The sequence below is a fragment of the Myxococcus sp. AB036A genome, from assembly GCF_006547355.1.
Lineage (GTDB): Bacteria > Myxococcota > Myxococcia > Myxococcales > Myxococcaceae > Myxococcus > Myxococcus virescens.
This window is the reverse complement of record NZ_VHLC01000029.1, coordinates 67,475-87,293: the sequence shown is the minus strand read 5'-3', so window position 1 is coordinate 87,293 and position 19,819 is coordinate 67,475. Positions and strand designations below refer to the sequence as shown.

Here is a 19,819-nt window from a genome sequence, read left to right as displayed (position 1 = left end):
GCCCGCCCTTGTCCCCAGCGCCCGGGCCCATGTCGATGACCCAGTCGCTCGCGGCCACCACGCGCATGTCGTGCTCGACCAGGATGACGGTGTTGCCGGAGGCCACCAGCCCCTCCAGTTGCGTCATCAGCTTGTCCACGTCGGAGGGGTGCAGGCCCGTGGTGGGTTCGTCCAGCACGTACAGCGAGCTGCCGCGCTGGGCCCGCTGAAGCTCCGTGGCCAGCTTGATGCGTTGGGCCTCGCCGCCGGACAACTCCGTCGCGGGCTGCCCCAGCCGCAGGTATCCCAACCCCACCTCCCGCAGGACGGCGAGCGGCCGTTGCACCAGCGGGTCCTCGCTGAAGAAGTCGTGGGCCGCGTCCACCGTCATGCCCAGCACCTCGGCGATGTTCTTGCCCCGGTACTGAATCTCCAGCGTCTTGGCGTTGTAGCGGGCCCCCTGACACGTGGGGCACGGCGCGTAGACGCTGGGCAGGAAGAGCAGCTCCACGCTGACGAAGCCCTCGCCTTCGCACGTCTCGCAGCGGCCCTTGGCCACGTTGAAGGAGAAGCGTCCCACGTCGTAACGCCGGGAGCGTGCGGCGGGCGTCGCGGCGAAGAGCTTGCGGACGTTGTCGAACAGCCCCGTGTACGTCGCCAGGTTGGAGCGCGGCGTGCGGCCAATGGGCTTCTGGTCCACCTGCACCAGGCGCTTGATGCCCTCCATGCCAGAGGCAATCCTGCCGCCGGTGGTGTGGATGACCGTGCGCTCCAGCGCCTCTCCCTCGTCCTCGTTCTCCGGCACCGCGAGGCCCAGGTGTCCGGCCACCAGCTCCACCAGGACCTGGCTCACGAGGCTCGACTTCCCGGAGCCGGAGACGCCCGTCACCGTGGTGAGGACGCCCAGCGGGAAGTCGACGTCCAGGTCCTTCAGGTTGTTGCGCGACACGCCCTGCAGGCGCAGCCAGCCCTTGGGCGAACGCCGCGTGCCGCGGTGCTTCTCCGCGTCGCCGAAGAGATAGCGCCGCGTCCGGGACGCCTTCACCGCCTGCAGGCCTTCGAGCGGACCGCTGTAGAGAATCTGCCCGCCCTGCTCACCCGCGTCGGGCCCGACATCGACAATCCAGTCCGCGTGGCGGATGACATCCACCTCGTGCTCCACCACGAACAGCGAGTTGCCTGAGCCCTTGAGCTGGTCCAGGGCCTTCAGCAGCGCCGCGGTGTCCGCGGGGTGCAGCCCAGCGGACGGCTCATCGAGCACGTACACCACGCCGAACAGGTTGGAGCGCACCTGCGTGGCCAGCCGCAAGCGCTGGAGCTCGCCAGGAGACAGCGTCGGCGTGCCGCGCTCGAGCGACAGGTAGCCCAGGCCCAGCTCCGTCAGGACGTTGACGCGCGCCAACACGTCGTGGGCGATGCGCTGGGCCACCAGCGCCTTCTCCGGATGGGCACGGGCAAGCGCCGCCACGTCCTTGGCCGTCCCATCCGCCACGGGCGCGAGCAGGGCCGTGAGCTCACTGAGCGGCAGACGCGACAGCTCGCCGATGTCGAGCCCCGCGAAGGTGACGGACAGGGACTCGCGGCGCAGGCGCTTGCCGTGACATTCGGGGCAGTCCCCGCTCACCATGTACTGCGAGACGCGCCGCTTCATCAGCGCGCTCTGCGTGGTGGCGAAGGTCTGGAGCACGTAGCGCCGGGCGCCCGTGAAGGTGCCCATGTAGCTGGGCGGCTCCTTGCGCTTGAGGGCCCGCTGCGTCTCGGCCGGAGTGAAGCCCGCGTAGACGGGCACCGTGGGCTGCTCGTCCGTGAAGAGAATCCAGTCCCGGTCCTTCTTCGGCAGCTCGCGCCACGGCCGGTCGACGTCGTAGCCGAGCGTCACCAGGATGTCGCGCAGGTTCTGGCCGTGCCACGCGGGCGGCCACGCGGCAATCGCCCGCTCCCGGATGGTGAGCGAGTCATCCGGCACCATCGACTTCTCGGTGGCGTCGTAGATGCGGCCCAGCCCGTGGCACTTGGGGCACGCGCCCGCGGGCGTGTTGGGGGAAAAGGCATCCGAGTCCAGGTGCGGCTGGCCGCGTGGATACGTGCCCGCGCGCGAGTACAGCAGCCGCAACGAGTTCGCCAACGTCGTGACGCTCCCCACGGACGAACGCGTGGTGGGCGCGCCCCGGTGCTGCTGGAGCGCCACGGCAGGGGGCAGCCCGTCGATGGCGTCGACCTCCGGCACACCCGCCTGGTCGATGAGACGGCGCGCATAGGGGGCCACGGATTCGAAGTACCGCCGCTGCGCTTCCGCGTAGAGCGTGCCGAAGGCCAGCGACGACTTGCCCGAGCCCGACACGCCGGTGAACACGACGAACGCGTCGCGCGGAATTCGGACGTCGACGTTCTTCAGGTTGTGCTGGCGGGCGCCGCGCACCTCCACGAAGCCCTGCTCGGCGGAACCTGATGCATCTGGGTGCTGCTTCGAACGACGAGCCCTGGCCATACGCCCCACGCTGAGTTGTCGGAAGGGATGAATTCCGGCGGCGTTGTACCGGAGGCAGATGTGGGAGACACGCGCGAACACGGGCCACGGCCCCGGGCTCGACGAACGCTCCCCGGCTCACCGGCCAGGCAGTGTCAGCAGCACCCGCGCGCCCGGGCCCGGGCTCTCCACCACACGCGCGTCGCCACCATGCCCCCGCGCCACCTCGCGCACGAGGCTGAGTCCCAACCCCACGCCCCCCGCGTCCCGCTCCAGCCGGTGGAAAGGCGTGAAGACGTCCTCACGGTGCGTCTCCGGGATGCCGCGCCCCTCGTCCTGGACAGCGACTTCCCACTGCGCGTCCCGGTGCGCCAGCTCCAGCCGCACCTCGGACCCCCGAGGCGCGTAGCGGAGGGCGTTGGCCAGCAGGTTGTCCACCGCTCGACGAACGGCCATCGCATCCATCCGGCAGTCGGCCTCGTCGGGGCCCACCACGCGCAGCGACACACCGCGACGGTCCGCCTCCGCCCAGGCTCCCGCGGCGGCTTCGTCGAGCAGCCCGCGCAAATCCCCCTGCTGCAAATCGAGGGCGCCGCCCGCCGCCGACAGCTCCAGCAGCGCACCGGCGACGCTGGCCAGCCGGTCCACCTCGCGCCGGTTCTCCTCCAGCACGGTGCGCAACTCCTCCGCGCCACGCTCGCGCCGCAGCGCCAGGTCCAAGCCGGTGCGCATGAGGGCCAGCGGCGTGCGCAGCTCGTGCGCGGCGCGCGCGATGAGGCGTTCTTGCGCTTCACGCGCCGCGCGCACGCGCACCGCGGCCTCGGTCAGCGCCAGGCGAACCTCCATGATTTCGTCCCGGGGCTCATCCACGGGCACGGGGGCCACCATGCCTCCGTCGCGCGAGCGAGCCACCTGATCCGCGATGCCGTGAAGCCGTCGCGCGAGCCCCCTCGCCTGCCAGCCCTGGATGCCAATCAGCACTCCGCCCAGGAGCAGCGCCAGCACGGTGGCGACGGAGGTGAAGGTGCCCACCGCCTGGTCCACCGTCCCCAGGGACGCCACCAACTGCAGGACATGAGGCACGCCCTTCGGCGAGCGCACCTGCACCGTCAGCACGCGAAGCCGCATTCCCGTGCCCAGGCGCTGCGTCTCCAGCCGCGACGTGGGCCCGTCCTCGGGCAGCACCCGTTCGTAGACGGTGGGTGATTCGGGCGGGAAGACGGAGAGCAGCGTCCCATCCGGTCCGTAGAGCCGGGTCGCGGGGACGAAGGTACGCACCTCTCCCGCCAACGGAGAGGGCTCCACGTGCAGATGCGGGCGCCCATCCGGGGCGTCGAAGAGGCTCACGCTCTCCGCCGCGGCTTGCGACAGCAAGGCTTCGTCCAGGGTCCGCTCGAGCACCACGCGGAACACCTGGACGGCCACGCCCAGCGCGGCGACCACCGCCACCACGGGCACCACCGCGCCCCACAGCCACATCCGCCGGACCAACCTCACCGAGCGCCCTCAATCACCAACCGGAAGCCCACCCCACGCACCGCCTGGATGGTCACCCCTTCCGCGCCCACCTCGGTCAGCTTCGTGCGCACGTAGCCCACGTAGACGTCCACGATGTTGGGAGGCCCATCGAAGCTGGGGCCCCACACCTTCGCCAGCAGGCTGGAGCGGGTGTGGACCTCGCCCGCGCGCGAAGCCAGCTCCCCCAGCAGGGCGAACTCGCGGCCCGTCAAGGCCACCTCACGGTCGCCACACGTCAACATCCGCCGCCGGGCATCGATGTGAATGGCCCCTCCGCCCCAGGACTGCGTCTGGCCCTCGGAGCGGCGGTGCAGCGCCTCCAGGCGCGCGAGCAGTTCCTCGAAGGCAAAGGGCTTCACCAGGTAGTCATCCGCGCCAGCGCGCAGGCCCGTCACCCGCTCCCCCACCGTGCCGCGGGCGGTGAGCATCAGCACCGGCGTCATCAAGCCGCGTTCGCGCCAGCGCCGCAGCAGCGCCACGCCATCCATGCCGGGCAGGGCCCAGTCGAGGATGATGGCGTCGTAGGCCACCTCGCCTGCCTGGTCGAGCGCGTCCTCCGCCGTGCGGCAGGTGTCCACGAGGTGGCCCTCTTCCCCGAGCCCCCGCCGGAGCAGGTTCGCCATCCGCTCCTCGTCTTCCACCAGCAGCAGCCTCACGGCACCGACCTCCTTCACCCCATCATGCACGCGCCTGCGTGCGCGTCCTACCCGCGAACCATGGGTAGAGCGTGGGGAGGATGACCAGGGTCAGCAGCGTGGAGGTGACGAGCCCGCCCACCACCACCGTGGCCAGGGGCCGCTGCACCTCGGCGCCTACCCCGCGAGCGAGCATCATCGGGATGAAGCCCAGCGCCGCCACCAGCGCCGTCATCAGCACGGGCCGGGCCCGCTCGCGTGCCGCCATCACCACCGCCTCACCGGGAGCATGGCCGTCCGCTTCGAGCCGCTGTTCGCGCGACATCAGCACGACGCCGTTGAGCACCGCGATGCCGGACAGCGCGATGAAGCCCACCGCCGCGGAGATGGACACGGGCAAGTCCCTGGCCGCCAGCGCCATCATCCCGCCCACGCACGCGAAGGGGACGTTGGCGAAGATGGCCAAAGCGGGACGCATGCGGCGGAAGGCGAACAGCAGCACGGCGAAGATGAGGAGGGCCACGGCGGGAAGCACCAGCGAAAGCCTTTGCCGTGCCTCCGTCAAGGTCTCGTACTGACCGCCCCACTCGAGCCGGTAACCATCAGGCGGAGCGAGCGACTGCTCCACGCGGCTCCGTGCCCGCTCCACCACCGTCCCCAGGTCCGCGCCTCGCACGTTGAAGCCCACCACCAGCCGGCGCTGGCCCCCTTCCCGGCTCACCAGCCCGGGCGAAGAGGTCAACCGCACGTCCGCCACGCGGGAGAGCGGCACCAGGCCCCCCGTCTCCGTGGGGAGGGGCAGCTCGGCCAGGGAGAAGGCATCGGACGCGCCCGTCAACCGCAGGACGATGGGCACGCGCGCCGCCCCATCCCAGGTGGCGCCTACCTCCACGCCACTGCGCACCGCGCTCACCGCCTCCAGCACATCGACCGCGCCCAGGCCCGCGCGGGCCGAATCGAGCGGGCGAGGCGTCACCTCGAGGAGCGGCACCTCCGGCGGAGCGAGCACGCGCACGTCCACCGCACCCGGTTCCTGGCTCAACAGCGCCGCGGCCCGGCGAGCCAGGAGCCCGAGTTCGGCCAGGTCCTCGCCGTAGATGCTGAGCGCCACGTCCGTCACCGCGCCCCCGAGCAGCTCGTTGAAGCGCATCTGGATGGGCTGCGTGAAGGCCGGGTCTCCACCTGGGACCCGGGCCTCCAGCACCTGCCCCATCTCCTCGATGAGCGACTCACGGGTGAGCCCGGGCCGCCACGCGTCCCTCGGCGCCAACGACACGAAGACGTCCGCCATCTCCAAGCCCATGATGTCCGTGGCCACCGCGGGGCTGCCCACACGGGAGACGACCTGGCGGACCTCCGGAATCGCTTCGAGCAGGACTCGCTCCATCCGGCCCGCTTCGGTCACCGCCGCGTCCAGGCTGATGTCGGGGACACGCGTGGTCTGAATCACCATGTCGCCTTCGTCCAACTGCGGCGTGAACTCCGTGCCCGCGCGAGCGAAGATCCACCCACCCACGGCCAACAGGAACACGGCCACGGCGGCCACGGGCACGCGCCGGCGCACGCTCTGACGCAACGCCGGGGCGTAGAGACGCTCGAACCAGCGGACCAGCAGTGGCTCACGCGCGGGGACGTGCTCGGGGCGGATGAGCCAACTCGCGGCGGCGGGGATGAAGGTCAACGACAGCAGCAGCGCGGTGGCCAGCGCGAAGACGACGGTCATCGCCATGGGCCGGAACATCTTCCCGTCCACGCCTCGCAGGGACAGGATGGGCAGGTACACGAGCAGGATGATGAGCACGGAGAAGAAGACGGGGCGGGCCAGGGATACGGCCGTCTCCTCGACGTGCTCACGGGGCGGTCGTTTTTTCTCCTCCGGCGACAGATGCGCCAGCCGGTGGAACAGGCCCTCCACCATCACCACCGCGCCATCCACCAGCAGGCCGAAGTCGATGGCTCCCAGGCTCATCAGGTTGCCGGGGATGTCCAGCGCCACCATGGCGGTGGTCGCGCCCAGCATGGACAACGGAATGGCCGAAGCGACCAGCAGGCCCGCGCGCACGCTGCCGAGCAACAGGAAGAGGACGCCCACGACGAGCAGCCCGCCTTCCAGCAGGTTCTTGCCCACGGTGCGCACCGTGCCGCGCACCAACGTGGCGCGGTCATAGACGACGTCCAACCGCACGTCCTCGGGCAGCAGCGCTCGCACATCGGGGAGCGCGTCGGAGATGGCGCCCGTCACGGCGAGCGCATTGGCATCCCGGAGCATCTGCACCATGACGTAGACCGTCTCGCCGCGCCCATTGGCGGTGGCGCTGCCAATGCGAGGCAGCGCGCCTTCGGTGACCTCGGCCACGTCGCCCAGGCGCACGGCCATGGCCCCGGGCCGGGGAATCAACGCCTCCGCCAGGTCGGCCGGCGCCCGAGGCCGCGCCACGGCGCGAATCAGGACGTGGCGCTCTCCCACCGGAAGGCTCGCGCCCGGGGCGCTGCCGGTGGCACGCTCCAGCGCGTCACGCAACTGCGCGAGCGTCACGCCCCGCTGGGCCAGCCGCACCGCGTCCGCGCGCACCTCCAGCGTGCGCTGGTGGCCTCCCCAGCTGTTGACCTCCACCACGCCCGGCACCGTACGCAGGCGGGGCGCCACGCGAAACTGCGTCAGCTCGAGCAACTGCGCGCCCGTGCGCTCCGGCGAGGACAGCGTGAAGTGGAAGACTTCGCCCAACCCACCGGTGAGCGGCCCCAGCTCCGGTGGGTCCACGCCCGGGGGCAGCGTGGAGCCGAGCACGTTGAGGCGCTCCTGCACCTGCTGCCGGGCCCGGTACGGGTCCACGCCGTCCTCGAACACGGCGGTGACGGAGGAAAGGCCATAGCGGGACAGGCTGCGCTGCTCCTCGAGTCCGGGCATGCCGCCCAGGGCCACCTCCACCGGCCGCGTCACCAGGCGCTCCACCTCCTCGGGCGTCAGGCCGGGCGCACGCGTGAGAACGAGCACCTGGTTGGTGGTGATGTCCGGCATCGCGTCCAGTTCCAGGCGGAGCGACACCGCGACGCCCGCCAGCGCGAGCACGCCCGTGAGGACCAGGACCCAGACCCGGTGACGCACCGACCAGCGCACGAGGGCTTCAATCACGGCGCCACCTCATCGCCGTCACCGGCCTGAGACTCCAACAGCAGCGCCGCGCCGTCAGCGGCGACCGCGTCCCGGGCAGACAGCGGCCCTTTCACCAAGGCCTCCGCGCCGGAGGTGGCCAGCACCTCCACTTCCCGGCGCACGGGCTGCCCCTCGCCGCCGCGCGTGAAGACGACCGTGCGCGCACTGTCGAACGCCAGGGCGCGCGCGGGGACCAGCACCGTGTCCTCGCCCGCCGCGGCCTGGATGCGCAACCGGCCCCCCTGCCCCGCGCGCAGCACGGCGGCGGTGTCCTCCGGCTCGAACCACGCGCGCCACGTTCCATCCGCGGCGTCCACGACCGGGGACTGGCCCACCCACCGCACCGGAACAGCGATGCCCTGGGACGACACGAAGGCGAAGCTGGCGTCCTCGGGAGGACGCATGGACAGCCGGGCCTCCAGGCGCGCGGGACCGTCGGCGGCCACCCGCACCAAGGCGGCACTGGCCTCGGGCTGCATCTCTCCCAGCACCGCGCGCACCTCGGTGACGATTCCTCCAATGGGGCTCTTGAGCCAGACGGTGCCGCGCTCCGCCACGCCCCGGGCTTCCCCGGGAGCGATGCCCGCCACGCGCAACACCGCGTGCGCCGCGACCAGGGCGGCGCGGGCCTCGGCCTGTTGCGTCTGGGCGTCGGCCAGGTCGGGCAGCTTCGCCAGGCCCTGGGCATGAAGCGCCTCCAGGCGCTCCACCTGCCGCGAATAGGCCTCCAGCCGCAGCGAGGCGGCGCTGGCGGCACCCGCCGCCTCCACCACCTCCGGCATCAGCACCTCCACCAGCGGGTCTCCCGCCTTGACCTGCTGACCCAGCCGCGCGCGCACCTGCTGCACTCGGGCGCGGAACGGCGCGGAGAGCGCGGCGACGGCGTCCGGGCTGGACAGCACCAGCGCGGGGGCCTCCGCCAGGGCCACGCGAGACGCCGCGCGCACGGGCACCCACGCCGAAGCCGCGGAGGCGCGCGCGGGGGGCGGCGCGGGAGGAACCTCCGCGGTGGAGGAACCGGACGTGCACGCCCCGGACAGGAGGAGCATCGGCACAGCGACGAAACGACGGACGAAGGGCGTCATGGCAGAGCGGAGAGCAGGAGGTGGAGCCGCGCGGCGGCGAGCGAGGCTTCGCCACGGGCGAGCGCGAGCCGGATGTTGGCGGCGGCCCGGGCGCGGCGGGCGCGAAGGACGTCAGGCAGCGTGCTCTGGCCCGCGCGGAGTAACACGTCGGCCAGCCGCGCGGCCTCTTCGGCCTTGGGCGCCAGGGACTTCTCGACGACGGAGAGCTGCGCCGCGGTCTGCTCGCGCTCACGGAACGCCAGGGCCAGCTCCGCGGCGGCGCGCAGCGCGGCTTCCTGGGCCTCGCCCTCCAGACGTTCAGCGGCGGCGAGGAGCGCGCCACGCTCGCGCTGACCCGCGTCGAACATCGGCGGCGTCACGCCCACCATCAGCAGGCCACTGAGCCCACCGTAGTACTCACGCACGCCCTGCGCGCCCACCGTCACCTGCCAGCCCCGCGCGGCCCGGACCTCCGCCGCGCGGGCCCGCTCCGCCACCCCCAGCAGGCGCCGGGCCTCCGCCTCTGGAAGCTCGGAGGCGCGCGCCAGCCACCGCGCTTCTTCGGAAGGCGGCGGCAATGCCACTTCTGGCAGTGCCTCCGCGACCACCAGGTGCGCATCGGGCTGACGGCCCACCAGTGCCGCCAACGACAGCCGCGCGTGGGTCACCTCCGCCTCGCGCGCCAGGAGCGCCAACTGGGCCTCGGCCTCGAACCCTTCCGCTTCGGCCAGCTCCAACCGGGTGGCGCCGCCCAGCGCCAGCGCATCCGCGACGGAGGTGCGCAGCGCACCCGCCAACGTCGCTTCCTGCTCGGCCGTCGCCGCGGCCTGCTGGGCCGACCAGAGCGTCAGCCAGGCCCGCGCCACCTCCAGCCGGCGGTTCAGCAGCGCGGCCACGGCTTCCCGCTCCAGCGCCCGGGTCTCCGCGCTCGCCGCGTCGCGCTGAGCCCCCGCCAGATTCGACAGGAAGAGCGGTTGCTCCACCGACACCGTCAGCTCGAAGCCTGGACCCTCGGGCTGGGCGCGCCGCCCCGGCACCACGCTGAGCGTGGGGTTGGCGGCGAGCCACGGCAGCCGCGCGTCCCACACACGCCGCGTTTCCACGGCGCGCGCCAGGCTCGCGGGCAGCGCGGCTTTCGCGGCCAGCGACTGGGACTCGGCGAAGGTGAGTGGAGGGGACTCTCGCGCCGGAGCCGCGGCGAGGAGTGTGACGAGAAGGACCCACATGCCGCGCACCCTAGGGAGGGCGCGCGCATGCCGTTTGAGGGCATCCTGAGAGAATTCTCAGAGAAGCCCTATGGGGTCCGACTGCTGCGCAGCGTGGCCGCCTGCCTGCACGCCACCAGCAGCATCACGGTGAACGTGGCCACCAGCACGACGACCTCCTCCCAGTCGGCCAGCGGGTCCTCGTTCTCATTGAGCAGCGCCAGGCTGAGCAGGCACAGCACCAGGTGCACGGAGAACACGGGCAGGGACGCACGGCCCAGCGCCTCCAGCACGCGGGGGCGCAGCCAGCGGAACACCTTGGGACTCAGCCAGCTCGCCAGCAACGCCACGGCCAGGAAGTTCACCAGCCGCACGGGCGCCAGGGTCCACTTGTCGATGAGGGCGCCATACAGGTCCAGGTCGATGCTGAAGATGCCCACCTGGTAGCGCATCAGCAGCAATGCCACGCTCACCACCAGCGCCCCGCTGAGCAGCACGGGCGAAACGACCTCGCGCTTCTCCGGCGCCGTGGCACGGCCCACACCCAGCCACACGCCCAGCACCCACAGGAACTGCCAGGCGAATACGTCGAAGGCGCCCGACAGCTCGATGCGCAGCGGTGGCCACGGCAGCACCGGGATGAACACCAGCACATCGTAGAGGGCGCGCTTCAAGCCCAGCTGCGCCGACAACCACACCAACCCGCTCAGACACAGGATGCGCGTCCACCCCGCCTTGCGCGCGCCCAGCAGGATGAAGGGCGTCAGCAACAGCAGCACGACGTAGAGCGGGAGGATGTCGAGCAGCGGTGGACAGTAGAGCAGGAACAAGCTGCTCCACAGCGCGGTGACGGGGTCCTCGTGGAAGAAGCCCAGCAGGTTGTGGATGGCGGGACGGTGCGTCGCCATGCCCAACGTCCCGATGACCGCGAACGCGAACGCCAGCAGCGCCACGTGGTAGCCGTAGACCTTGAGCGCCCGCTGCCAGAGGCTGCGCCACAGCACGTTCGGATCCGCCGCTTCAATCTTGTTGGCGTACACGACGCCCACCAGAAACGCGGACAGGAAGACGAAGCCCTCGGCCGCGGAGACGAATCCGAATGGCTGGTTGCTGATCGTGTTCAGTCGCGTCGGCAGGTGCGTCAGCGTCATCAACACGAGCAGGATTCCGCGCAGGCTGTCGAGCTCGGGTCTGCGATTCATGTGGACGAAGGTCGGCTTGAAGGGTTCTCGGGTCAGGTGGGCCGTTGAGGATGCCCTCAATGGAGGATTCCACACTGTCCATAACCCATTCCGACAGATCGGTCCCATTGCCCACACGTAGGGTTCCACCCTCCCAGCAATCCCCACGGCCCCATCGACGTCACCACACACCCAGTCTGTGTCACAGCGAGCACAGCGCACACACACGCTCCGTAACTGACTAGGCTGCGAGCGCCTCGGGCCCACCTGGATGCGCCGCCAGTGGCAGCGCATCCAGATCAGGCCCCGCGGCTGCACGGCGGGCCGGTCATGGCCCTCTCACTGCCCGGTCTCGCCGGGTACAGGAGAACCTGGATGCTCACATCGAAGAATCCCCAGCGCTTTCTGCACGCGGCACTCCTCTGCGCCCTGTCCTGGAGCGGCCAGGCGATGGCCTCCGGCGCGGAGGAGCGTGCCCCCACCGACGCGAAGGCGCGGATCCATCCCCAGAACGCGAAGGCCCTGTTGCGCGCGGAGCGCCTCCTCGCGTCCGAGCCCCACTTCCTCCCTCCGCCCCTGCCTGACTGTCCCGGGATGATCGACCACGGCGTCGTCCGGCTCGGCGTCGCGCCCGCGGGGCACCTGAACCTCCCCTGCCCCACCAACACAGTCTCCAGCGGCACCTTCGGCACCCGCACGATTGGCTTGCGCTACCTGCCCACCAACGGCGAGGCCGCCGCGCCCGGAAGCGCGTGTGAGGGCTGGGGCGTTGCGAGCGCCGACCTGGGCATCTCCGGCTACAGCTCCGCGGACTGCGGCGCGTCCTCCAACCTCACGGTGGAGATCAACGCGCCATCGCCCATCTCCACCATGTCGGTGGTGCGCGTGGGGAACACGTTCCGGGTGACGCACATCTACACGCCGTCGCCGGTGACGAACCATCTGTACCAGGTGGATGTCCTCATCGAGAACATCGGCACGGCCTTCATCTCCGACCTGCGCTACACGCGCGGCATCGACTACGACATCCTGCCCAACACCTTCTCCGAATACGTCACCGTCGCGGGCACCGCGGGCAACCCCTGGGTGGTGAGCGCCGTCGACAACAACTTCGTGTCGCTGGACCCGCTGGCCATCAACTACTCGCTCATGGGCGGAACGGGTGACTTCACCAACGTGGGCCCTGGTGACCTGGGCGCGCAGCTCGACTTCCGGCTGGGCTCGCTCGCCGTCGGACAGGTCCGCTCCTTCCGGACGTTCTACGGCGCCGCGGGCAACCAGGCTGACGCGCTCAATGCCCTGTCGACCGTGGGCGCGAGCACGTACTCGCTGGCCAAGGGAAACTGGAACGGCACCGGAGACCCGCTGAGCCCCACCGGCGCACCTGCGGGGACGTTCGGCGCGACCACCGGCCAGCCGAACACCTTCATGTATGGCTTCCGCCCGCCGGAGTCGCCGACGAGTTGCACGGTGGAGTGCCCCGGCTTCCTGTCCCACGGCGTCTACACCGTGGACCACTCGGGCGACCTGGACCGCTGCGTCGTCAACGGCCAATACGCGAACAACACCGTGGCCGTCACCTACCTGTTCGGCGAACGCGTCGAGTTCACCTGCAGCGACTACGGCAGCCCGCACGGCAATCCGTGCAACGTCGGTCCCGGCGCCGACACCTGCAACCTGGCGGCCTTCCAGAGCCTGTGCAGCAGCCCGACGTTCGCGCAGTACTGCCTGTAAGCGGCCCCGCGCTCAGACCTTCAAGCCCGACTGCGGCGGCGCGTCCGGTACGCGCCGCCGCAGGAGCGAAGCCCCCACCAACAGCGCGACGCCCGCCGCCACCGCCCCACTGGTGAAGGGCGCACCAGGCCCCAGCCGTGAGTAGAGGAAGCCGCTCCACACCGGCCCCACCACGCGCGCGAGCCCGCCCGCCGACTGCACCACGCCCAGCACCCCGCCGCGCAGCTCGCGCCCCGCGAACCCGGAGGCCAGGCTGGCCATCAGCGGCTGCAACAGGCCCGTCCCCGAGCCCACCAGCACCATGGCCAGCACCAGCATGGCACCGTGGCCCGCGGCGGCGATGCACGTGAGCCCGGCCCCCATGCACGCGGCGCCCACCAGCACCAATGTCGTGTCCCGGACCCGGCGCGTCAGCCAGCCGATGACGAAGGCCTGAAGCACGAAGGTGACCAGGCCCATCAACGCGAAGAGGCGCCCGATCTCCTGTTCGCCCCAGCCGAAGCGCGCCTGGGCCAGCAGCCCCAGTGACACCTGGAGGTTCGTCACCCCGATGAACACCAGGAACGTCAACGCCAGCACCGCGCCCAGCCCAGGCCGGGCCAGGACGTCGGACAGCCGCACCCGGGGACGGTCTGGCGCCTCGTGCCGCTCCGCCTGCGGGCGGTGTGTCTCCGGAAAGAAGAAGAGCACGCCGAGCATCGCCGCCGCCGCCATCACCGCGCCCGCCAGCGGTGGCGCCCAGGCGCCATGCACATGGAGGAGGCTGCCAATGACGGGCCCCAGCACCATTCCCAGGCCAATACCCGCGCCGACGAGCCCCATGCCCGCGGCCCGCCCGCTCTCGTCCGTGACGTCCGCCACCGCCGCCTGACACGCCGCCAGGTTGCCCGCGGTGGCTCCCGCGAGCAGCCGCGACGCGAACAACCACGGCAGCCATTGGACATGGGTGGAGTACGCGAACAGGGCCATGGAGATCGCGTTGCCCAGCAGGCTCAGCAGGATGACGGGGCGGCGCCCCACCCGGTCCGACAGCCGCCCCAGCACCGGCGAGGCGACGAGCTGCGCGAAGGAGAACAACGCCAGCAGCACACCCGCCGTCGTGGCCGTCCCGCCCATGGACTCCACGTAGAACGGCAGCAACGGGATGATGAGGCCGAAGCCCACCAAGTCCAGGAACACCGTGACGAAGACGAGCGCCCGTACCCGTCGCTGCACGTTCCGGGGCACGGGAGAAGTCCATGATGGCGGGGGCATGCGCCAGATGATTGACGGCCCCGCCCGCCAGGGGAACAGGTTTCGCATCCGGCGAATGGCCAGACTCAGCCGTTGCAGCCCCTACATCCCAGGCCCCCCTGTACGCCGGGGGTCCTGCGCGAACCGGGCCTGCGCCTGCTTCCGCCTCAGCGCCGCTTCGCGGGAGGCGGGCCCACGGGCCTGGGGACCAGCAGGTCCTCGAAGAGGGAGAACACCTGCTCCGCCCCGCGTTGGAGCGCCGGCACTCCGCTGTGCGCCCACTGTTCGAGCAGCCACCCATCCGTGGCCTGTCCGATGCCCATGAGGGACGTCAGCAGCAGGGACTCCGGCACATCGCCACGCACCGCGCCCAGCGCGCGCCCGTCCGCCAGGACGCGCTGGAACCACGCCACCAGCGGCCCTTCGAAGCGCAGCCACGCCTCCTGGAGCTTCGGATGGGTGCGCGCCTGCGACATGCTCCGGAGAAGCCGGGCCGAGCGCTCGTCGTTCACGATGTGCGTCGTCAGCGCGAAGTACCGCTCACGCAGGGTGCGCCAGAAGTCGTCCGCGTCCGCGGGCCGCTGCCAGGCCCCGAATCGCTGCGCCAGCGTGTCCAACGTGAGGGCCAGCACGGCGGCATAAAGGTCGTCCTTGCCCTCGAAGTAGTAGTACGCGACCCCCTTCGAGAAGCCCGCGCGCTCCAGGATGCGGTTGTAGGAGGCCCCATCGAAGCCGTGCTCCGCGAACTCCTCCGCGGCCACGGCGAGGAGTGTCTGTCTGCGCTCGGGGTCGAGCCTGCTGGCGCGGGGACGGGGCATTGGACGCAGCGCTTTTATCAGGACGCGCCAGGAGTGTCGCCGAGCGCCGCGCGATGCAGTTGATGCCACGCGACGATGGCGCGGTCCGCCCGGATGAGCGTGCCGTGGGTCAGCGCACCGGAGCGAGGCAGGCTGGAACGGACCATCCGGTAGTCGTCCGGCTGGATGAAGCGGAACTCGAACGCAATCGCCAGCCGGGCAGCGAGCCACCGGAGCCCTGGCAGCCGGACGTATTGCTGGTGGAAGCGCGCCGCGATCCACGTGTGCTCGGTATCCACGGGCGTGCAGACGACGGCGGCGACCAGCCGGGGCGTGAAGCGCAGGTGGAGGGCGCCCGGGTAGCCCACGTCGACGGCGAAACGGAACCCCGTCCCAGGCGGACGTGTCTCCTTGCGCAGCCAGCCGACGGTGCGAATGGCCCCCGCGTCCACGTGGACTTCATAGGGGTCCAGCCGCGTGTAGCCCGGCGGGACATAGCGCCGGTGCGCGAAGGGAAAGTGATGGAGGTCCATCATCCCCTCCATGACCCGGGTGAAGCGTGCGTTCCAGACCTCCTCCACCGCGGCGCTGCTCGAATCAGGCTCCGGCGCGTCCGCGAGCCAGGGCAGCGCGGGAAGGGACGCGGGCGCCCTGCCCCCCAGCCATGCCCAGATGAACCCATGCGCCTCTCGCACCGGATGCATGCGCAGCGCGAGGCCTCGCGCGGGCTTCGCGTCACGGCCCTCACAGGGCATGGCCAGACAGGCGCCGCCACCGCCGTAACGGAAGCCGTGGTAGGGGCATTCGAGCGCCCCCTGCTGCACGCGTCCGAGCCCGAGGTCCGCGCCCCGGTGGGGACAGGCCGCATCCGCGCAGTGGGCCTCGCCCGCGGCGTCCCGCCAGAGCACGAGCCGCCGCCCCAGGCGCTGGATTCCCAAGGGCCGCCCCGTCCCAAGCGCCGGTGACCGCGCCACCGCGTACCAATGCGCCGCCCACTGCTCGGCGTGCTTCGAGCCTGTCGCCTCGTTCATCGAACACCCCGCCTGGACCGATGGTTGGACCACTGGTCTAATACTGGCGACCGACATGGGGGCTCGCAACCGAAAACGCGTGGGCGTGGCTACCCGGCCGGCTCAGGACGCTTCCGGGCGGGGCGGGAAGCGCGACAGCAGCTTGTGCACGGCGTCGTTGATCTTCTTCTGGAGTGCATCGGGCGACAGGTTGCGGTGGAGCTCCGCCTGGGCCGTGCCGCGCCAGACCAGCCGCTGCTCCCGGGCATCCACGCCATCGAGGATGAGCGTGCCCACGTCGTATTCACGGACATAGGTGCGCGGGCCCCCCATGCCGTACGGATAGCCGTAAGGTCCGTAGAAGGAACTCCAAGGGCTCCAATATGGGCCCCAGGGGTAGCCATAGAAGGAGTCCACCGTGTCGACAGACACCTTGGTGTCGATGGCGCCCTGCCACCCCACGAGAAAGTCCGGGTCCTCGCTCATGTCCACCCTCTGGTAGCCACGAGCCTTCAGCTCCTGGTCCACCGCCATGCGCACGCGCACGTCGATGATGTCGTTGTAGACGCGGGCGTCCTTGCCCTGGGGCTGCGGCAGCCAGGCGTACCGGCGGAAGTCTTCGATGCGCTCGACGGCCGTGGGGTCATAGTTGGTGTTGACGCGGATGCCCGAGCAGGCCGCCAGCGCCAGCCCCAACAGCACGGGGGTGATTCGGAACAACAGCCGCATGGGAGCCTCCTGGATGTCGGGGCGCGGACACATCGCGGCCCCGGCTCCCTGCAAACCTAGGCGTCCGTCACACGCCCCTCGGGTACGGCCCGGCCGTTCGGCGGCTGTGGCGGAGCCGGTCCGGGCGAAAGGTCCGCCCGCTCGGGATGAAACCGCCGAATCCGTTGTTCGGTCCGCGCCTTCGCACGCCAGACCGTCTATATCCCCGGTCTTCGGCTCGCAGCCCCCTGTTTCAGGAGCAATCCTTGACACATCCCCATCGACGTTTCCCCGGCGCCAGGCATGTGCTGGTCTCCGCGTGCACCACTGCGCTGCTCACCTCCTGCGCGTCTTCCACCTCCGCGGAGAAAGCAGAACCGCCCGCGCCTGTCGCCACGGCGCCCGCCGAGGCGCCCGCGTCCAAGCCGAAGCCCACGTATGGGACCTTCGGCTTCGACACCCCGGGCATGGACCGCGACATCGTGCCGGGCAACGACTTCTACGGCTTCGCCAACGGCACCTGGGTGAAGCGGACAGAGATTCCGCCGGACCGCTCCAGCTACAACATGTTCACCACGCTGGCGGAGCAGGCGGACCAGCGCAACCGCGAGCTCATCGAGGCGCAGCGCCAGGCCCCCGAGGGCAGCGAAGCCCGGAAGGTGGGCGACATCTTCGCCAGCTTCATGGATGAGGCGGCCATCGAGGCCAAGGGCGTGGCGCCGCTCAAGCCGGAGCTGGAGCGCATCGCCGCCATTGGACAGCGCAAGCAACTGGCCACGGTGCTGGGCGCCACCCTCCGCGCGGACGTGGACGCGCTCAACATGGGCGACGTCACCACGGACCGTCTCTTCGGCCTCTGGGTGGCCGAGGACCTGAACGAGCCGTCGCGTTACGCCCCCTACCTGCTGCAAGGCGGCCTGTGGCTGCCCGACCGGGACTACTACCTGGTCGACAACCCGCGCTTCACGGAGCTGCGCAAGAGCTACCAGGCGCACATCGCGGCCATGCTGAAGCTGGCTGGCTTCGATGACGTGGAGACCCGCGCGGGCCGCGTCTTCGCCCTGGAGCGGAAGATGGCCCAGGCGCACGTGTCGCAGGTCGACACGCGGGACATCTCCAAGGCGAACAACCCCTGGCCGCGCGCGGAGTTCGGGAAGCGCGCGCCCGGCCTCGCCTGGAAGGAGTTCTTCGACGCCGCGGGCCTGGGCACGCAGGAGCAGGTCATCGTCTGGCAGCCGAGCGCGCTGACGGCCCTGTCGAAGCTCGCCCAGAGCGAGCCCCTGCAGGCGTGGAAGGACTACCTGGCCTTCCACGCGGTGGCCCGCGCGGCCCCGTACCTGCCCAAGGCCTTCGTTGACGAGAGCTTCGCTTTCAACGGCAAGACGCTGAGCGGAACGCCCGCCCAGAAGGAGCGCTGGAAGCGTGGCGTGGACGCCACCAACCTCTCCATGGGCGAGGCGGTGGGCAAGCTCTACGTCGAGAAGTACTTCCCGCCGGAGGTGAAGGCGGAAGCGGAGGCCATGGTCCGCAACATCATCACCGCGTTCGAGAAACGCATCGACGCGCTGACGTGGATGTCGCCCGAGACGCGGACCCGCGCCAAGGAGAAGGTGGGCACGCTCCAGGCAAGCATCGGTCACCCGGAGAAGTGGCGTGACTACTCGGGGCTCGACATCGTGGCCGGTGACGCCTACGGCAACGCCGAGCGCGCCGTCCGCTTCGAGTACCAGCGCAACGTCGCCAAGCTGGGCCAGCCCGTGGACCGGAAGGAGTGGTACATGGTCCCGCAGCTGGTGAACGCGCTGAACTCACCGCAGCAGAACTCCATCATCTTCCCGGCCGCCATCCTGCAGCCGCCCTTCTTCGACGCGAACGCGGACCCGGCCGTCAACTACGGCGGCATCGGTGCGGTCATCGGTCACGAAATCGTCCACAGCTTCGACGACGTGGGCGCCAAGTTCGACGCGCGCGGCAAGCTGGAGAACTGGTGGACGAAGGAGGACGAAGCGAAGTTCCAGGCCGCGGGGAAGGCCCTGGCGGCCCAGTACAACGAATACCGCCCGCTGCCGGACCTGTCTGTGAATGGCGAGCTGACGCTGGGTGAGAACATCGCGGACATGGCGGGGGTGGCGGTGTCCTATGACGCCTACCAGCTCTCCCTGGGCGGCAAGCCCGCGCCTGTCATCGACGGCTACACCGGTGACCAGCGCTTCTTCCTCGGCTTCGGTCAGGTGTGGCGCGCCAAGTACCGCGAGCCGTACCTGCGCCGCATCATCATGACGGACGGCCACGCGCCGGGCCCGTACCGCACCGCCACCGTGCGCAACCTCGATGCCTGGTATGGCGCGTTCGATGTCCAGCCCGGGCAGACGCTGTTCCTGACTCCCGAGCAGCGCGTCCGCATCTGGTAGACGTCAGCGGAGCCGCATGACGCGGTCGTTCCCGCCAGTCGGATTCATTCGCGGCCGGCTGGCGGTTCGAATTCAATGCCAAACACAAAGGCGTCTGAAATGTCTCACCTGGCAAGCAATGGCCCCGTGATTGAAACACAGCGTCTCATCCTCCGGCCTCCCCGGACCGAGGACCTGGATGGCTTCGCGGCGCTGTCAGCCGACCCGGAGTCGGCGCGTTTCATCGGAGGGGTCCAGCCGCGCACGATGGCGTGGCGCAACCTGTGTGTGCTGGCGGGCTCGTGGTCGCTCCAGGGCTTCGCGATGTTCTCCGTGCTGGAGAAGTCCACGGGCGCGTGGGTGGGTCGAGCGGGCCCGTGGCAGCCGGAGGGCTGGCCGGGAACGGAGATTGGCTGGGGCCTGCTCCGCGAGTACTGGGGCCGGGGCTACGCCACGGAGGCGACGGCGGCGACCATGGACTGGGCCTTCGACAACCTCGGCTGGACCGACGTCATCCACTGCATCGCGCCGGAGAACACCCCGTCCCAGCAGGTCGCGCTCAGGCTGGGGTCGCGCGTGCTGGGAGAGGCACACCTGCCACCGCCGCTCGACACGATCCGCGTCGACCGCTGGGGGCAGAGCCGCGACGAGTGGCGCGCTCGGCGGAGGTAGGCGCCGCATTGCTTCAAAGCAGGGTTTGCCTGTCTGTCCCCTGGGGTGGCTGGCACCCAAATCGTCAGGAAA

The 19,819-nt window shown here is 70.6% G+C and carries 14 protein-coding genes; 3 read left to right on the top strand and 11 right to left on the bottom strand.

Going from position 1 to position 19,819, the window contains the following annotated elements; all coding sequences use genetic code 11:
• The 7 genes from FL344_RS14725 to opgC form a co-directional block, all read right to left on the bottom strand.
• A partial coding sequence (locus tag FL344_RS14725) for an excinuclease ABC subunit UvrA (protein WP_141618978.1) occupies positions 1-2,467 on the bottom strand: 2,467 nt, incomplete at its 3' end.
• Between the two features lie 117 nt (positions 2,468-2,584).
• Entirely contained in the window at positions 2,585-3,943 is a 1,359-nt protein-coding gene (locus FL344_RS14720) for a sensor histidine kinase KdpD (RefSeq protein WP_141589476.1), read from the bottom strand.
• Positions 3,940-4,620, bottom strand: a complete 681-nt coding sequence (locus tag FL344_RS14715) for a response regulator transcription factor (protein WP_011553483.1) — start codon at positions 4,618-4,620, stop codon at positions 3,940-3,942. The genes FL344_RS14720 and FL344_RS14715 overlap by 4 nt, the downstream gene beginning before the upstream one ends.
• Before the next feature lie 22 nt (positions 4,621-4,642).
• Positions 4,643-7,732, bottom strand: a complete 3,090-nt coding sequence (locus tag FL344_RS14710; RefSeq protein ID WP_141618976.1) for an efflux RND transporter permease subunit — start codon at positions 7,730-7,732, stop codon at positions 4,643-4,645.
• A complete protein-coding gene (locus FL344_RS14705) occupies positions 7,729-8,838 on the bottom strand; it encodes an efflux RND transporter periplasmic adaptor subunit (RefSeq protein WP_141618975.1) in 1,110 nt (369 codons plus the stop codon). Before FL344_RS14705 ends, FL344_RS14710 begins: the two co-directional genes overlap by 4 nt.
• Entirely contained in the window at positions 8,835-10,043 is a 1,209-nt protein-coding gene (locus FL344_RS14700; RefSeq protein ID WP_228565057.1) for a TolC family protein, read from the bottom strand. Before FL344_RS14700 ends, FL344_RS14705 begins: the two co-directional genes overlap by 4 nt.
• Before the next feature lie 68 nt (positions 10,044-10,111).
• Positions 10,112-11,224, bottom strand: a complete 1,113-nt coding sequence (gene opgC / locus FL344_RS14695) for an OpgC domain-containing protein (RefSeq protein ID WP_228565056.1) — start codon at positions 11,222-11,224, stop codon at positions 10,112-10,114.
• Positions 11,225-11,578: 354 nt separating this feature from the next.
• Between opgC and FL344_RS14690 the strand changes: the two genes are divergently transcribed.
• On the top strand, positions 11,579-12,937 hold the full coding sequence (locus FL344_RS14690; RefSeq protein WP_228565055.1) for a hypothetical protein: 1,359 nt from the start codon (positions 11,579-11,581) through the stop codon (positions 12,935-12,937).
• A 12-nt stretch (positions 12,938-12,949) separates the two neighbouring features.
• On the opposite strand, the gene FL344_RS14685 is transcribed toward FL344_RS14690, so the two are convergent.
• From FL344_RS14685 to FL344_RS14670, 4 genes are all read right to left on the bottom strand, one after another.
• On the bottom strand, positions 12,950-14,164 hold the full coding sequence (locus tag FL344_RS14685) for an MFS transporter (protein WP_141618971.1): 1,215 nt from the start codon (positions 14,162-14,164) through the stop codon (positions 12,950-12,952).
• Between the two features lie 173 nt (positions 14,165-14,337).
• Positions 14,338-14,988, bottom strand: coding sequence for a TetR/AcrR family transcriptional regulator (locus FL344_RS14680; protein WP_141618970.1), 651 nt, complete (start codon positions 14,986-14,988; stop codon positions 14,338-14,340).
• Between the two features lie 17 nt (positions 14,989-15,005).
• Positions 15,006-15,998, bottom strand: coding sequence for an aromatic ring-hydroxylating dioxygenase subunit alpha (locus tag FL344_RS14675; protein WP_141618969.1), 993 nt, complete (start codon positions 15,996-15,998; stop codon positions 15,006-15,008).
• 102 nt (positions 15,999-16,100) lie between these two features.
• Positions 16,101-16,706, bottom strand: coding sequence for a DUF4136 domain-containing protein (locus tag FL344_RS14670; RefSeq protein ID WP_090491373.1), 606 nt, complete (start codon positions 16,704-16,706; stop codon positions 16,101-16,103).
• Between the two features lie 245 nt (positions 16,707-16,951).
• Here FL344_RS14670 and FL344_RS14665 point away from each other — a divergent pair, with 245 nt between their 5' ends.
• Together FL344_RS14665 and FL344_RS14660 are read left to right on the top strand one after the other, a co-directional pair.
• Positions 16,952-19,096, top strand: coding sequence for a M13 family metallopeptidase (locus tag FL344_RS14665; RefSeq protein WP_141618968.1), 2,145 nt, complete (start codon positions 16,952-16,954; stop codon positions 19,094-19,096).
• A 75-nt stretch (positions 19,097-19,171) separates the two neighbouring features.
• Positions 19,172-19,747, top strand: coding sequence for a GNAT family N-acetyltransferase (locus FL344_RS14660; RefSeq protein WP_141618967.1), 576 nt, complete (start codon positions 19,172-19,174; stop codon positions 19,745-19,747).
• Positions 19,748-19,819 lie beyond the last annotated feature (72 nt).

Bases quoted from the DNA above. Each gene is read 5' to 3' on its own strand.
- FL344_RS14705 (WP_141618975.1), bottom strand. From the start codon at position 8,838: ATGACGCCCTTCGTCCGTCGTTTCGTCGCTGTGCCGATGCTCCTCCTG.
- FL344_RS14700 (WP_228565057.1), bottom strand. From the start codon at position 10,043: ATGTGGGTCCTTCTCGTCACACTCCTCGCCGCGGCTCCGGCGCGAGAG.
- opgC (WP_228565056.1), bottom strand. From the start codon at position 11,224: ATGAATCGCAGACCCGAGCTCGACAGCCTGCGCGGAATCCTGCTCGTG.
- FL344_RS14690 (WP_228565055.1), top strand. From the start codon at position 11,579: ATGCTCACATCGAAGAATCCCCAGCGCTTTCTGCACGCGGCACTCCTC.
- FL344_RS14680 (WP_141618970.1), bottom strand. From the start codon at position 14,988: ATGCCCCGTCCCCGCGCCAGCAGGCTCGACCCCGAGCGCAGACAGACA.
- FL344_RS14675 (WP_141618969.1), bottom strand. From the start codon at position 15,998: ATGAACGAGGCGACAGGCTCGAAGCACGCCGAGCAGTGGGCGGCGCAT.
- FL344_RS14670 (WP_090491373.1), bottom strand. From the start codon at position 16,706: ATGCGGCTGTTGTTCCGAATCACCCCCGTGCTGTTGGGGCTGGCGCTG.
- FL344_RS14660 (WP_141618967.1), top strand. From the start codon at position 19,172: ATGCCAAACACAAAGGCGTCTGAAATGTCTCACCTGGCAAGCAATGGC.